Genomic DNA, 14,164 nt, shown 5'->3' on the forward strand with positions numbered 1-14,164 from the left:
CCTCCAAAAAAGGGATCGTTGCTGTACCCCTTTGCATAGTGCGAAATTTTTGTAACTAATTTCTTTCATTCAAGCGACAAACATTATACCGATAACAATAAGTAAGACCCAAGAACTTATTTTACCAATATACGAAAAAAGTAGCAATCTTTTGTCCCATATAAAGAAGCCCATTAGGAGAAATGAACGCGAGATTCATTCTATTCAATTCCTTCATTGATTAATAAAAAAACAAGCCATCCAACTATTGGATGGCTCTATACTATAAAGAGAATTTGTTATTGGATTACTTCAATTTCCCTTCAAAAACAATCTTCCTACCGCACGGCTCAACTACTGTTTTGCCGTCTTTCTTTACTTCATGAAAGATTGGCTCTTCCATACGACGAGACAGAGCGTAGCCTTCTTGTTCCATACGTGCTAAGCAGTCTGTAATTGTTTCATTTTCAAGTACTTCAAATTTCTTTTTATTAGGTTGTTTTGTCATGCCCTAACCTACTTTCTATTTTTCTTGATGCAAATTGATTTTTCATGTAGACCATATATAACATTGCGAGAATTCCCATTATAATCATAACCGCAATAAAAAAGCTTGTATACTGTATTTTTTCTATAAATACGCCGCCTAATACAGGTCCCATAATACTTCCTAAACTAAAAGCGATTCCGGATAATATATTACCTGCCGGTAGTAAATGTCTCGGTAATAAATCAGTCATAAATCCAAGCCCTAAAGAGAAGCACGATCCAATAACCATACCCGCTAAAAGCATGCAGGCAAAGACGATCCAGTAATATTGATCAAATACGGCGGCAAGTAGAAAAATGCCCGTACTTATGCTAAACGTCCACGTTAATATACGGTCCCTTCCGTATTTATCACTCAATATACCGAGCGGAATTTGTGTAATAATACCCCCAACTGCAAATGCTGGTAATAAGAAGGATACATCTGAAACAGACCACCCTTTACGAAGTGCGTATACTGGTAAGTTACTGTTTAACATTGCTTCAAGTACGCCATATGCAAGTGGACCTAGCAGTGCAATCCATCCTAATCCAACAACTTGTTTATAACGAGAAAATGATGATTCACTCTTCACTTCTCTTTCATCTTGCGCTGGGAATGCATTTTTTGTTGGTAATAGTAACAGCCAACCTATTAAACAAAGTATAGTAGATATAATAAATGGCGTTGCAAGACCGTACTGCACAGTGCTTGCTAAATACGGGCCAACGGCAAAACCAATTCCGAAGAATACACCGTATATCGACACTTGTCTCCCTATTTTACTTGGGTCTGATGTTGTCGTGATCCACGTTTGTGTTCCGACATGAAGCATATGATCTCCGACTCCAACTAGAAATCTAAGGATAAACCATACCCAAAACGAAAATGTTTGTGTAAAAAAGAATAATGAAATAATAACGAGAAACCCACCTATAACAATAATCGGCTTCATTCCAAACCTTTGCATCGGTTTTTCAAGAAACGGCGAAATGACTAATATCCCAATGTACAATGCCGTCGCATGAATACCATTAATACTTGAACTAACCCCTTCTTGTTCAAAAATCATTGCAATGGCAGGTAAGAGCATTCCTTGTGATAAACCCGAGATTGCTACAATCCCAACCATAATCCAAAAAGTAAAACGCATTGACATCCCTTTCCCTCTCCTTCTCACGCTTCCACTTTTCATTATAAACTGTTTCTGCAAATGCGTGTACGAATATTCATAATAAAAAAGAAGCTAAAAGAATGAACCTTTTAGCTTCCTATCCTTCCCAAACTTGCGCTTTCACATTGTAATGAAAGTGTTTAAAATATGGATTTTCATAAAATGAAGGTCCATATAAGTAATGTTGCATATGAGCTGTTAGTGGCTGCTGCATTTGTAAAGGAACTACAGCTGGTGAAACTTGCATATACATCGGATCTATCATTATTTTTGTATAGATATGATGATTATATGGCGAATAAGCGATTAAGGATGGTTTATGCATTGATAATCTCCCCTTATACATACAAATGTTATAGTATATGCAACACTTCTCATTTCGGGGATTATTTCTGTTCTAACCAATCCTCTACATGTTTTATAAATACATCTAAACAATCAATAAACGGCGAGTGTCCGCAATCTTCTAATACCTTCAACTCTGCATTTGGCAAATGTTTCGCTAATTCCTCACCGACTACTTGCGGTACGACATAATCTCTATCACCTTGTATGACGAGTGTTGGCGCTTTAATACGATGAATTTGTTTACTTCCCTCTACAACCCCATTATGTTCATCTGAAATATTAAATGTAATGAGCGCATAATTCACATCTACGAAATTACGTTGCGTTAACATATCATCTAAATACTTTTCATAACGGTCCGGTTCAGGTTGATTATGTGTATATATTAATAAATTCCATACTGTACGGTAATATAGTTTGTTCATATTTTTTATCGCATCTAATACTGGAGCGATTTGTACTGGATCTTGCGCAATTTCTTCTTTCGTCTTTACTAAACTTGATACAATCGGCTGCCCATTCGTATCTTTTTTAAAGATTGGGTATCCTTTCATTCCTACTGATTCTACTAAAATTAACTTTTCTACAAAAGTTGGGTGATTTGCTGTAAATTGCATCGCAACGCCACCGCCCATTGACCAGCCCATTAATGAGAATTTCTCTAGCTTTAACTCGTCAATAAATAATTTTACATCGTCTGCAAAGTCTTGTAATGAATCTATCGACTGATTATACGTTGATTGTCCAAACCCTCTTAAATCAAGAGCGTAAATATGGTATTGATCTTGCAACTTTTCAATAACTAAATCCCAATGTTGTGACGATGTCATGTTCCCGTGAATGAGTACAAGAATATCTGTATTTCGCCTTCCAACTTCCTGATATGCAATCGTTTCTCCGTTCGATAGTGAAATAAACTCCATTGTTGCAGGCTTAATCATCACAAGTTCCCCCATTCTATTTAATAGAAAGAAAATTCTTTACTTAATTAAAGAATAGCACGCAGAATATACGTTCGCAACATAAAACCTATAAGAATTTTTTACATAAATCAACATGTCTATTACTAGACAATTATTATAAAAAAGTATATAGTTAGCTAGGTAACTAATTTGAAAGGATCAAAATACATGGACGAAAAACAACATTTTTTTCACATCGTCAGCCAGACTTCTCGGAAGTTTACGAAGAAATTTAATGAACGTGTATCTCCAACAGGGTTATTTAGTGCGCAATGGGCTGTTATTTTCCGCATTAATCAAACTGGTTCTTGTACGCAAACAGAATTGTGCCAGTATTTAAATGTTGAATCACCAACGATGACTCGTACGTTAACACGTATGGAAACGATGGGATGGATTATTCGTACAGAAGGTAAAGATCGCCGTGAGAAGCTCATTTCTTTATCCGAAACAGCGATAAAGATGATTCCAATATGGCAAGAAGAAGTTGATACTTTCGAAGAAAAAACACTAGAAGGTATTAACGAAGATGATTTACATCAAGCATTTCAAGTGTTACAACAAATTATTAAAAATTTAGATTAAATTGGAGGGATGACGATGCAAAGTGAGAAACTTTGGACGAAGGATTTCCTCGGAACTTGTTTTAGTAGTCTATTTCTCTTCTTAACATTTTACATGCTTATGACTACTCTGCCTGTCTATGTAATAGACGGCCTAAAAGGAAAACCTGAGGAAATTGGTTTAGTTGCAACTGTGTTTCTTATTTCTTCTGTTTTATGTAGACCATTCACAGGAAAATGGCTCGATGATTTAGGAAGAAAGAAAATATTATTTATTTCACTTTCATTATTTTTAGCCGCTACTGTTATGTATTTCGGTGCGCAAAGTTTATTCTTATTACTTGCCCTTCGCTTCTTACACGGTATTGGGTTCGGGATGGCAACGACAGCTACTGGTACGATCGTAACTGATGTTGCGCCAGCTCATCGACGAGGCGAAGCACTTGCATATTTCGGCGTATTTATGAGTCTGCCGATGGTAATTGGTCCTTTTTTAGGTTTAACAATTATTTCTCATTTTTCGTTTACTGTGTTATTTATCGTTTGTTCCGTATTTTCATTACTTGCATTTTTATTAGGACTACTTGTAGATATTCCACACGAAGCACCTGTTAGCAAACAAAAACGTGAAAAAATGAAATGGAAAGACTTAATCGAACCATCTTCTATTCCAATTGCACTTACAGGATTTGTTTTAGCCTTTTCTTATAGTGGTATTTTATCCTTTATTCCTATTTATGCGAAAGAACTCGGTTTAAGTGAAATTGCAAGTTACTTCTTTATTTTATACGCACTTGTTGTTGTCATTTCTCGTCCATTTACAGGAAAGATTTTTGATCGCTTCGGTGAAAATGTACTCGTTTACCCTGCTATCATTATTTTCACAATCGGAATGTTCATATTAAGCCAAGCACAAACTTCATTTTGGTTCCTTGGCGCAGGTATGCTAATCGGTTTAGGTTACGGAACATTAATTCCGAGTTTCCAAACGATTGCGATTTCTGCCGCTCCAAACCATAGACGTGGTTCTGCGACAGCTACGTATTTCTCATTCTTTGATAGTGGTATTGGCTTTGGTTCTTTCATTTTAGGTATTGTCGCAGCGAAATCCAGTTATCATAATATGTATTTTATCGCAGCTATTATCGTTGCGTTCACTTTACTTTTATATTATGGATTACACGGACGAAAACAAAAATTCAAGAAACAACCTACAGACGGAAAAATTTCCGCTTAACGTTAATAAGGAAAGTAAACTTCCCCGTTTACTTTCCTTATTTTGTATTTCTTTCAAGACGAGCGTATACTTATAGTAGAAATAAAAAGGAGGGCCATATATGAAACTAAAAAAATCTCCCCTACTCTTACTTATACTAACATTCATATTTGTAATTACAGGGCTTGGGTTTACTTACTTCAAACAAAATAAAACGACCCCATCAAAACATAATGTGACAAAAGAAAACTGGTTAAATGACCCTTACTTACGTTGGTCATATACCCATATGAAAGAATTCACTTTAGTTAATAACGTAAAAAACAATCCTGACCAAATTGCTCACTTCCCTTCCGCATTGCAAAACTTAGACGATTTTGCTGTGGAGCGTAGATTCGGAAATACAACTCCTCTAAAAAAACTTTTAGACGATAACAAAACAGATGCTTTTGTCGTTGTACATAATGGACAACTTGTTTATGAACGATATTTCAATGGGTATAAACAGAATGAACCTCATGGTATGGCATCATTAGCAAAAGTCTTTACCGGGGCGATTATACAATCTCTCGCTGAAGAAAAACGTATTGACTTAGAAAAAACAGCTGACACTTACATAAAAGAATTAAAAAACACACCGTTCGGTAATGCCACACTTCAGCAATTAATGGACATGCAAGTGTCAGCTGAATATCCTACTCATGGATATGAGCAGCCTGGGCTAGAAAATCAAGATGCACAATTATATTTAGCTAGCAATATTTTACCCCGCGGCAAAAATTACGACGGTCCGATGAAAATTTATGATATGTTACGAGAAGCCGAAGAAACTGCACCGCCTGGTTCTTCCTTTTCTTACAATAACGGATCAACAGAAACGCTCGCTTGGATTATTAGAACTATTACTGGTAAATCACTAGCTGAAAATGTAAACGAACGAATTTGGTCTCAAATTGGTATGGAAGAAAACGCGTATTACGTTACAGATGAAACAAAAGTAGAACAAGCTAGTGCTGGATTAAATGCAACTGCTAGAGATATGGCGAGATTCGGGCAATTACTATTAAACAATGGGGAATATAACGGAAAACAAATTCTCCCTTCTTCTATTACAGAAAGTGTAAAAAATGTCCAAGAAGGTGAACTTGCAATTGGCCCTGGAGCTTCCATTTCTTATCATAATCAATGGTGGATTCCGCACAATGAACAAGGTGCTTTCGAAGTGTTAGGTAGTTACGGACAAACACTTTACATCGATCCGAAAACAAATATGGTAATCGTTCATTTCTCTTCTAATGCAACGCCAAGTAATGAAATACATTCGGTTTACTCAAATATGTATATTGATATTGCACATCATTTAGAAAAGCTTCCACAGTAGTGGAAGCTTTTTCATTACAGTACATTATTTACACTACTATACCAATTATCTTTTCGTTATTAGAAAAGATTGAAAAAACAATTACCTAAAATACACCTATCGAAAATTTTATAAGCAGTTTACAATTTTAATTGAGCGTTTAACTTATACATCCACATCTTTTGGAGAATGTATTAAAACACTTCCCTTACAAAGATTGTCTGTTCATATTGGTCGAAAATTTCTTCTATAGATGAAAATAAAGTTTCTTCCGGGATGATGAACTTTATTTTTTGACCATTTTGCAACAGTTGCTTTGAAGCCAGCTAGTAACCTTTCTCTATACTATCCCTATAAGTGCTACCCCATTTCCAACCGTTTTCTTCTAGTATATTAAAAGCAGAATCTGATACAAGGCTCTATATCAACCTATCAATAAATTATCACCCTATAAATATCTGAATTTTCTTTATATTAGAGGTTATCTCCTAAACAACCTCGAATAATTGTAATATATATACATAAGGAGGGTGATCTATTTTGTTTCGTTCCTTTACAAATGGTTGCGTCGCCTTGGTGCAACGCTTCTTGCCAGAACCGTTTATTTTATCATGTTTACTAACTGTTTTTGTTATCTTCTTTGGTATGTTTGCGACTCACCAAACCCCTGTAGAAATGATTAATCACTGGGGTAATGGAATTTGGGGACTCCTCGCCTTTTCTATGCAAATGGCACTTGTACTCGTGACTGGATCTGCTTTAGCAAATGCTCCTCTTATTAAAAAGGGATTAACGAAAGCTGCCAGACTACCAAAAACGAATGGACAAGGCATTATTGCCATTTCAATTGTAAGTTTACTTGGTGCATACATAAACTGGGGCTTTGGAATTGTTGTATCTGTTTTATACGCAAAAGAAGTGGCAAGGCAGCTGGACGGATTAGATTATAGACTAGCAATCGCCTCTTCTTACTCTGGATTTCTCATTTGGCATGCGGGTCTTTCTGCCTCTATCCCTCTTACGTTAGCAACAGGCGGTGAAACGTTAATTAAAACGACTGCTGGAAGTATTAAAGAGGCGATTCCAATAACAGAAACGTTATTCTCACCATACGCTCTCGTTCCAGTTATTATTTTTCTCATTACGATGCCTCTCATTAATAAGGCGATGCATCCAGATGAAAAACATACGATCACTGTAGATCCTAGCGTGTTCCATGAAGAAGCCGCTGCTCAAGAAGTAGAAAAAAATACATTCGCTGAAAAGATGGAAAATAGCATTATTATTACACTTTGCGTTGGATTGTTAGGTCTCATTTATATTTTCAATTACTTTTATACGAAAGGTTTTAACCTTACTCTCGATATCGTGATTTTCATGTTATTAATTGCAGGTCTTATTTTCCACCGTACTCCGATTCAGTATATTCGCGCTTTTTCAGACTCTACGAAAAGTGCTTCTGGCATTTTACTTCAATTTCCGTTTTACGCAGGAATTATGGGCATGATGATTGGAGCAAATAGTGAAGGACTTTCACTTGGAGGAGCTATTTCTAATTTCTTTATTAGCATTTCAAATGAAACGACTTTTCCGCTCTTTACATTTTTAAGTGCTGGCATTGTTAACATTTTCGTTCCATCTGGCGGCGGTCAATGGGCTGTGCAAGCACCAATTATGATTCCAGCTGGCGCTGAACTTGGTGTACCTGCTGCAAAAACAGCAATGGCAATTGCATGGGGCGATGCTTGGACGAATTTAATTCAACCTTTCTGGGCATTACCAGCATTAGCGATAGCTGGTTTAGGTGCTCGTGACATTATGGGATTTTGTGTTGTGAACTTACTATATGCGGGTTTTATCATTAGTCTATGCTTCTTATTTATTTAAACAAAAAGCTAGTTTTATACTAGCTTTTTTACATAATAAATCACTTATTTCCCACGCAATTTATAACCTTCTCCCACTCTATCTCCGTAAGATGTAATGACTCAAATGCAAAAAAATCTTCACACACTTTTTCAATTAGATGTGGATTTTCCCTCAAAAAATTCCACTGTAACGCTTTAGGAAGAAAATGCATTTCATATTCTTTACTTCCCCGTACTACCTCATCAACTTCTCTTTCACAAATTCCTCTTATCAAGTAGTCATTTCTTAACTCTATTTGAATTTGCTGAAATGTTTTACTACATTTTTTCAATTGAAGTAAACACGTAACATACTTCCGAAAAAGTTCGCCGTCATACTGAACACAGTTTATAATACGGTCGACTTCATTCATAATGTACGAGCCTTTTCTTCTCTTCATTAAATACGAGGACTGGATCAAATTGTTCTTTGTATAAATCAAGCAGCGTAACTGAATGATTTGTTTCCGGTAGTCCTTTTTGCACATGATTGAAAATCGCCGCGTTAAAACTTGAAGGATTAGGATGAGCGTATACAATTAGTACGTTCACTACATAACAACTCCCTCTATACGTTAAAGTTTCCCCTTCTTTAATAACTTCTCTACAATTTGTACGTTTTTCGAACTTTGCAATAATCGATTCAATAATATAAGTAATTCTTCTTTTTCTAAATCTTTCAGTTTCTCTTTAACTGCACTCTCACCAGCACCTTGAATATCATAAACAACTGCCGCCATATGCTTACAAAGATTCTCATATGGACATTCGCAGCTACTTTCTGAAAAATCTTCGAGATCGATAACTACTTCATAATTTCCTGCATTTCCAGTAACGAAAGCAAACACTTTTTTATCATGTATTTCAACATCTTCTACATGTCCATCTTCATAATATTCATATCCCTTATCTACAATGTACTTTGGAATCCATTTCGTTATATCTTCTAATAAGTAAGCGTACATAATTGTACGCCTTCCTTTAATTCCCTTTTGACTTCAAAAATCCTGTATGTTATTCTAATAACTGTCAAATAGCAAGTCTATATGACAAAACGACTGACACCTATTCGGCGAAGGTGTCTCTTTTCATTTGCAGCCGATATGAATTGCCTCTTTCAGGCACATTCAATTTTTGACACTACACACTCAACACCATTCCCTGTATCAGGCTGCTTTAGCAGTCTTTTACTCTACATACTCCGTTATTTTAAGAAAAAAAGAGAGCTTAGCTCCCTTTTCTCGCCTTATACAATACCCCTTTTTCAGCATAGAGATATTCATCAGCTAATGTAATTTTCCCATCCAGTTTTAGTTCGTCTAATAATCTTGATAAATAAAATTGATGCAACATCTTTTTCGTGAATTTTCCTTCATGATGCGAAACGATATGTTCTTGAATATCTAACAATGATATCGGCTTATCTTGCTCTATCATATATTCATAAACTGTACTACGCAGTTTTACGTATTTTTCGAGTGTCACAGTAATGCGCAACCCCTTTCTTCTTAATATAAATTTTCGTAATCGGTTTTTTTGCAATAAAAAAACCTCTCCGATAAGAAGAAGTTACGTATATATCTTCGTCTTATCTCCCAGAACAAATATGTTCTGCTGGAATTAGCACCTGCATCGCGGTTGCTGGGTTTCATCGGGCCAGTCCCTCCACCTCTCTGGATAAGAAAATATTCACTTAATTCTTACTATACGTAATTCCACTTTAATTGTCAAATAAATATAACAAATTATATTTTCTTCCTTACTGTTCATACTACCCATATACGAACACGCAAGGAGGATTATTAAATGCATCAAAATGCTCGCGGATATGTACAAGATTCTTTTCAATCATTACAAGAAGCTAAAAATTGTTTAGAAGAAGCGCTCGAAACAGTTGAAAAAGATTTTAATCGCGCTCGTATTGAACAATCACTTTATGCTGTTGAACAAGCTATTCAACGTTGCGAGTACACCGTTCACATTTTAGAAAAAGATTAAAAACTTCCCATCAATTGATGGGAAGTTTTTTCAAATGGCATACTTCATAATTATTGCCGTTATAATTAAAAAATATACAGAATTAGCAATTTCTAAAATTCCTACTTTTATAATAGAAATTTTTTTGCCATACAACACAATTGCTCGAATGGCACTTGGTATAAAAATAAGAGAACACCACGGATTAATCACAAATATGATTATTGTTAATACGATATGATATCCCCAAGATATAAGACGATACTTCGGGTTATTTTTTTCACGAATCATCGTTTTCACATAGAACGTACTACCTAAAAAGTATAAAAATGAAATAAGTGCAATGAATATAGCTGTATGATCGATTTGCTTCATTGAAAAGTAATAACTAATTAATCCACCGATACAAAACACAATAATCGCACAAATATCATTTAATAGTGCTCTTTCATTTTTTTGACGAGCGTAATACATATTCACTATAAATAATGGAATCATTACTATTACGAATAAAAGAATTCGCCACTCATATAATAAAGAAATCATCCCAAATAGGAACGCAATACTGAAATAAACAATGGCAGCTTGTAAAAACTCTTTTTTTCGTCTTTGCTTTATGTACGTAAGAAATGGATACGTGGCTAAATAGATAAAAAACCACGCTAAAAACAATGGAATATGATAAATAGTAGGTTTCCCAAGTATGACACTTAATAAAAAAGGAATAACAAGCATAGCCCATGCACCATGTTGCTTCGGAATAACTAACTTCATTAACTATACACCTCACTTTTGAAAAAAGTTCTCACCTACCATTATACAAATAATTTTATATAATAACGGATGTATATTAAATCGATTTTTTGACAAAAAAATGCTCCTTACAATATGTAAGAAGCATGAAAGAGGCAAACGAATATGTAAGTCGCGACCCTACCTTATATGAGTATGCTTTTCTATGTCACGTTATGCTCATCTAATATACCGTATTTCTTTTTAAATCTTGTAAGAATCGTAATCCATGAAGTACTAAATAGTAATAAGAAAATAACATTCGAAATCGCATGGCTCAAATCAAAGTAAAAACTTGCGATATAATACGAAATGACAGTTTCCCACGTTGCTTCTCGTATAAAACCGAGAAGGCCCCAGAAATTCATAATCCAGCCAAATAAAAAGCCAACAATTACTCCGTAAAGAAGTCTTCCCCATAGCTTTTTCATAAAAAATGTATTACGAAGTAGACCTGCTATAAAACCAATCATACCCCACGAAAACATTTGCCACGGTGTCCATGGACCTTGTCCTAAAAAAATATTAGATACAATTGCTGCTGTAGCACCAATCATAAAACCAGTTTCACTTCCAAATACAATTGCAGAAACGATAATGACAAAAGAAGTTGGTTGTACACTTGGTAAAATAGAAAATGGCACCCGGCTTACTGCTGCAATTGCCGCTAATACAGCAACGAGAACAATTTCACGTGAAACAAACGCCTTTCTTTCAAAACGGATATAGAAAGGTAACATAATAACCGCTAATATAAACAAACTACTTAACATGTAATAACCGTCCATGACAAGTGTCGTAAGAAGTAATGTGCCGATTATTACTGCAAAGATACTTATTATGAATGCAACATATCGTTTGGACAAGCTTCGTACACATCCTCCCACGTTAATGCATATGGCAATTCTTTTCGAATGAATCGGTTAATAGATGTTGTATAAAAGAAGTTGCCGCTAAAAAATTCTTTCGGTGCATCATTCATAATGACTGTTCCATCAAATAGCATCATACATTGATCAACGTATTTCGCTGCAAACTCAATATCATGCGTTGCCATTACAATTGTTGTACCTTCTTTTTGTAGCTTCCTAAATAGCTCTCCTACTCTTTCTTTCTTCCATGGATCTAATCCCTTTGTCGGTTCATCCAGTAATAATAAAGTCGGCTTTGATAATAACGTCGTACATAACGCAAGTAATTGTTGCTCTCCTCCGCTACAATCGTGCGGATGGCGTTCTTTAAGCGAATACAACCAAAACTGTTTTAGCGTATCTTCTGCTATTTCTTTTCCTTGTTCTCCGTATAATTCACGTGCACGTTCATAAACCTCGTCCCATACTGTATCAAATGTAAAATGATAATACGGATGCTGCGATACATACCCAATACTTTTAAAACGTTCTTTCGAATCAATTTTATGTATTACTTTTCCGTTCCACTTTACTTTCCCTCTTCTCGCTTTTTGTAATCCTGCTAAAATTGTTAACAGTGTAGACTTACCTGTACCATTCTTCCCAACGAGTGCTACCCATTTTCCTTTTTCAATCGAAACTGATAAATCACGTAAAATAAGCGGACTATTTTTTTCATATTGGAACGAAATATGCTCTGCGCTTAAAATTACCTCTTGCTTTTCACTTTGTGTTATTGGCTCATTTACATATGATATCGCTGCAAAATCATTCATTTTCATTTGCGCCTCTCGCACTGTAAACGGAATATCTCTCACATTCCACTCTAAAAATAGCCTTGGAATTTGCGGAATAAATGGACGGAATGTTTCTACTCCCCACATATCCGTAATAACAATTTTAGGACTACCATCATACATAATACGGCCATTATCCATACAAACAACGCGTGTTGCAAGCGGGATAACTTCATCTAAACGATGTTCACTTAAAATAATCGTAATTCCAAGTTCTTCATTAATCCGTTTTAATAATCCTAAAAACTCTTTTGCAGCGATTGGATCTAACTGCGCTGTCGGTTCATCTAATAATAGCAATTTCGGCTGCATAACTAATACCGCAGCTAAATTGACAAGCTGCTTCTGCCCACCAGATAACGTATGAACAGATTGGTGCAATAAATCTTGAAATCCTAAAAAGCTAATAAGCTCGGCTATTCGTTTTTGTATAACATGAGATGGTAATCCGATATTTTCTAAAGAAAATGCTAATTCTTGAATTACTGTATCCATTACGAGCTGATTTTCTGGATTTTGAAATACCATGCCAATTTCTTGGGCAGATAACAAATCCGGTACATTTTCTAATAAAGTACCATCATAATATGTATCCCCAGTACGCTTACCGATTGGAAGTAATTCCTTTTTAAAATGTTTTAATAAAGTCGTCTTCCCAGATCCCGATCCTCCAGCAAGTGCAATAAACTCTCCTTTTTGAACAGAAAGAGAAATATGCTGTAACGCTTTTTCGTTTTCATCAGCATATGCAAATGATAAATTGTTTATTTCTGCATGCGCCACCATATCCATTCCCTTCCTTCCATTATGATTGGTAAACTAATAAACATCGTAAATACGACAAACATCATCCCATCGTATTGCTGAAATAGAATCGATTCGACTTTCGGATAAATGATTAACTTTCCTCCGCCATACGTACTACATATAATAGCAATTATAAATAAAATACTTAAATAACTGAGCGTGTACCAATCGCGTCTTTCCATTCTATACCGAATATATGTCGTGCGCTTCGTTACACCAAATCCACGAGCTTGCATAGAATCTGCCGTTTGCAGTGCATCTTCTAATGAACAAATTAATAATACTTGCAATAGTTGCATACCATTTTTCACGCGTTCAATAATGGAACCTGCATCTACTTGTACACCTTTCGTTTTTTGGACGAGTGTTATTTTCTGTAATCTTCTCATAAACAAAGGAACAAATCTCACTGTAATCATCGTTAACAATGCAACTTTCGGTGAAATTCTTGAAAACAAATATAAAAATTTATGACTGGAAATAATATCATTGTATGACGCAAACGTAAACATAACTGCAACTAGTAATAACCCCATTACTATTCCAAACATAATCGCCTCAAGCTTAATACGGCTATCACCTAACCAAAATAACGTAGTTCGACCTCTATGCGTTAATAACGAATTAAATAAAATTACCATAAAGAAGAAAACAATTGTGCTCGGTAGCATCTTTCTTATCTTTTCGCTATTTCCTTGCATCACATTTAACATAATAATTAATACTATTGCTCCAATTAAAAAAAGAGGATGAAGACACATCATACATAGTATCATCACCCCGATATAATAGAAAAAATTCACAAAAGGATGTAAAGAAGAAAAACTTATTTTCATAGCCCT

Annotated in this window: 16 protein-coding genes, 1 pseudogene and 1 riboswitch; of the genes and pseudogenes, 5 read left to right on the plus strand and 12 right to left on the minus strand. The window is 35.3% G+C overall.

The features are described from left to right. Nucleotides 1-286 precede the first annotated feature (286 nt). The 4 genes from D1166_RS04450 to phaZ all read right to left on the minus strand — a co-directional run bounded on the left by D1166_RS04450 (nt 287) and on the right by phaZ (nt 2,971). On the minus strand, nt 287-487 hold the full coding sequence (locus D1166_RS04450) for an NETI motif-containing protein (RefSeq protein ID WP_118043252.1): 201 nt from the start codon (nt 485-487) through the stop codon (nt 287-289). Continuing rightward, a complete protein-coding gene (locus D1166_RS04455; RefSeq protein WP_000062798.1) occupies nt 471-1,667 on the minus strand; it encodes an MFS transporter in 1,197 nt (398 codons plus the stop codon). The genes D1166_RS04450 and D1166_RS04455 overlap by 17 nt, the downstream gene beginning before the upstream one ends. Before the next feature lie 112 nt (nt 1,668-1,779). Then, nucleotides 1,780-2,007, minus strand: coding sequence for a hypothetical protein (locus D1166_RS04460; protein ID WP_000549500.1), 228 nt, complete (start codon nt 2,005-2,007; stop codon nt 1,780-1,782). A gap of 61 nt (nt 2,008-2,068) precedes the next feature. After that, nucleotides 2,069-2,971, minus strand: coding sequence for an intracellular short-chain-length polyhydroxyalkanoate depolymerase (gene phaZ, locus D1166_RS04465; RefSeq protein ID WP_000594845.1), 903 nt, complete (start codon nt 2,969-2,971; stop codon nt 2,069-2,071). Nucleotides 2,972-3,160: 189 nt separating this feature from the next. Between phaZ and D1166_RS04470 the strand changes: the two genes are divergently transcribed. The 4 genes from D1166_RS04470 to D1166_RS04485 all read left to right on the plus strand — a co-directional run bounded on the left by D1166_RS04470 (nt 3,161) and on the right by D1166_RS04485 (nt 8,018). Beyond that, the gene (locus tag D1166_RS04470; protein WP_000343675.1) at nt 3,161-3,577 is read left to right on the plus strand and encodes a MarR family winged helix-turn-helix transcriptional regulator; all 417 of its coding nucleotides are present in this window, start codon (nt 3,161-3,163) and stop codon (nt 3,575-3,577) included. Between the two features lie 15 nt (nt 3,578-3,592). After that, nucleotides 3,593-4,792 (plus strand): MFS transporter, encoded by a 1,200-nt coding sequence (locus tag D1166_RS04475; protein WP_001190318.1) that lies wholly within the window; start codon nt 3,593-3,595, stop codon nt 4,790-4,792. A gap of 100 nt (nt 4,793-4,892) precedes the next feature. Beyond that, nucleotides 4,893-6,152, plus strand: coding sequence for a serine hydrolase domain-containing protein (locus D1166_RS04480; protein WP_000768750.1), 1,260 nt, complete (start codon nt 4,893-4,895; stop codon nt 6,150-6,152). 519 nt (nt 6,153-6,671) lie between these two features. After that, entirely contained in the window at nt 6,672-8,018 is a 1,347-nt protein-coding gene (locus D1166_RS04485) for a short-chain fatty acid transporter (RefSeq protein WP_000490009.1), read from the plus strand. 40 nt (nt 8,019-8,058) lie between these two features. On the opposite strand, the gene D1166_RS04490 is transcribed toward D1166_RS04485, so the two are convergent. The 4 genes and pseudogenes from D1166_RS04490 to D1166_RS04505 all read right to left on the minus strand — a co-directional run bounded on the left by D1166_RS04490 (nt 8,059) and on the right by D1166_RS04505 (nt 9,523). Continuing rightward, nucleotides 8,059-8,412, minus strand: a complete 354-nt coding sequence (locus tag D1166_RS04490; protein ID WP_001006482.1) for a hypothetical protein — start codon at nt 8,410-8,412, stop codon at nt 8,059-8,061. A gap of 10 nt (nt 8,413-8,422) precedes the next feature. Continuing rightward, a pseudogene (locus D1166_RS04495) lies at nt 8,423-8,590 on the minus strand (NAD(P)H-dependent oxidoreductase); the annotation flags it as partial. 23 nt (nt 8,591-8,613) lie between these two features. Continuing rightward, nucleotides 8,614-9,003 carry an SWIM zinc finger family protein gene (locus tag D1166_RS04500; protein WP_000271496.1) on the minus strand — a complete coding sequence of 130 codons (390 nt, stop codon included), beginning with the start codon at nt 9,001-9,003 and terminating at the stop codon, nt 8,614-8,616. A gap of 262 nt (nt 9,004-9,265) precedes the next feature. Then, complete coding sequence (locus D1166_RS04505; RefSeq protein WP_000171476.1) at nt 9,266-9,523, minus strand: hypothetical protein; 258 nt, start codon at nt 9,521-9,523, stop codon at nt 9,266-9,268. A 100-nt stretch (nt 9,524-9,623) separates the two neighbouring features. Next, nucleotides 9,624-9,722, minus strand: a riboswitch (SAM riboswitch). Nucleotides 9,723-9,844: 122 nt separating this feature from the next. On the opposite strand from D1166_RS04505, the gene D1166_RS04510 reads away from it, so the two are divergent. Continuing rightward, entirely contained in the window at nt 9,845-10,036 is a 192-nt protein-coding gene (locus D1166_RS04510) for a hypothetical protein (RefSeq protein WP_000554032.1), read from the plus strand. A gap of 30 nt (nt 10,037-10,066) precedes the next feature. Here D1166_RS04510 and D1166_RS04515 read toward each other — a convergent pair whose 3' ends face one another. From D1166_RS04515 to D1166_RS04530, 4 genes are all read right to left on the minus strand, one after another. Further along, nucleotides 10,067-10,789 (minus strand): YwiC-like family protein, encoded by a 723-nt coding sequence (locus tag D1166_RS04515; RefSeq protein WP_000779980.1) that lies wholly within the window; start codon nt 10,787-10,789, stop codon nt 10,067-10,069. Nucleotides 10,790-10,971: 182 nt separating this feature from the next. Further along, on the minus strand, nt 10,972-11,673 hold the full coding sequence (locus D1166_RS04520) for an ECF transporter S component (RefSeq protein WP_000044916.1): 702 nt from the start codon (nt 11,671-11,673) through the stop codon (nt 10,972-10,974). Continuing rightward, complete coding sequence (locus D1166_RS04525) at nt 11,646-13,307, minus strand: ABC transporter ATP-binding protein (RefSeq protein WP_118043253.1); 1,662 nt, start codon at nt 13,305-13,307, stop codon at nt 11,646-11,648. Before D1166_RS04525 ends, D1166_RS04520 begins: the two co-directional genes overlap by 28 nt. Next, entirely contained in the window at nt 13,280-14,158 is an 879-nt protein-coding gene (locus D1166_RS04530; protein WP_009326692.1) for an energy-coupling factor transporter transmembrane component T, read from the minus strand. Before D1166_RS04530 ends, D1166_RS04525 begins: the two co-directional genes overlap by 28 nt. Nucleotides 14,159-14,164: the final 6 nt, after the last annotated feature.

Origin of the sequence: Bacillus sp. ISO11, assembly GCF_003458115.1 — a bacterium.
In the GTDB taxonomy this organism is placed as follows: Bacteria; Bacillota; Bacilli; order Bacillales; family Bacillaceae_G; genus Bacillus_A; species Bacillus_A cereus.

Coding starts and splice junctions, on each gene's coding strand:
- D1166_RS04450 (WP_118043252.1), bottom strand. CDS start 487: ATGACAAAACAACCTAATAAAAAGAAATTTGAAGTACTTGAAAATGAA.
- D1166_RS04455 (WP_000062798.1), bottom strand. CDS start 1,667: ATGTCAATGCGTTTTACTTTTTGGATTATGGTTGGGATTGTAGCAATC.
- D1166_RS04460 (WP_000549500.1), bottom strand. CDS start 2,007: ATGCATAAACCATCCTTAATCGCTTATTCGCCATATAATCATCATATC.
- phaZ (WP_000594845.1), bottom strand. CDS start 2,971: ATGATTAAGCCTGCAACAATGGAGTTTATTTCACTATCGAACGGAGAA.
- D1166_RS04470 (WP_000343675.1), top strand. CDS start 3,161: ATGGACGAAAAACAACATTTTTTTCACATCGTCAGCCAGACTTCTCGG.
- D1166_RS04475 (WP_001190318.1), top strand. CDS start 3,593: ATGCAAAGTGAGAAACTTTGGACGAAGGATTTCCTCGGAACTTGTTTT.
- D1166_RS04480 (WP_000768750.1), top strand. CDS start 4,893: ATGAAACTAAAAAAATCTCCCCTACTCTTACTTATACTAACATTCATA.
- D1166_RS04490 (WP_001006482.1), bottom strand. CDS start 8,412: ATGAATGAAGTCGACCGTATTATAAACTGTGTTCAGTATGACGGCGAA.
- D1166_RS04500 (WP_000271496.1), bottom strand. CDS start 9,003: ATGTACGCTTACTTATTAGAAGATATAACGAAATGGATTCCAAAGTAC.
- D1166_RS04510 (WP_000554032.1), top strand. CDS start 9,845: ATGCATCAAAATGCTCGCGGATATGTACAAGATTCTTTTCAATCATTA.
- D1166_RS04515 (WP_000779980.1), bottom strand. CDS start 10,789: ATGAAGTTAGTTATTCCGAAGCAACATGGTGCATGGGCTATGCTTGTT.
- D1166_RS04525 (WP_118043253.1), bottom strand. CDS start 13,307: ATGGATATGGTGGCGCATGCAGAAATAAACAATTTATCATTTGCATAT.
- D1166_RS04530 (WP_009326692.1), bottom strand. CDS start 14,158: ATGAAAATAAGTTTTTCTTCTTTACATCCTTTTGTGAATTTTTTCTAT.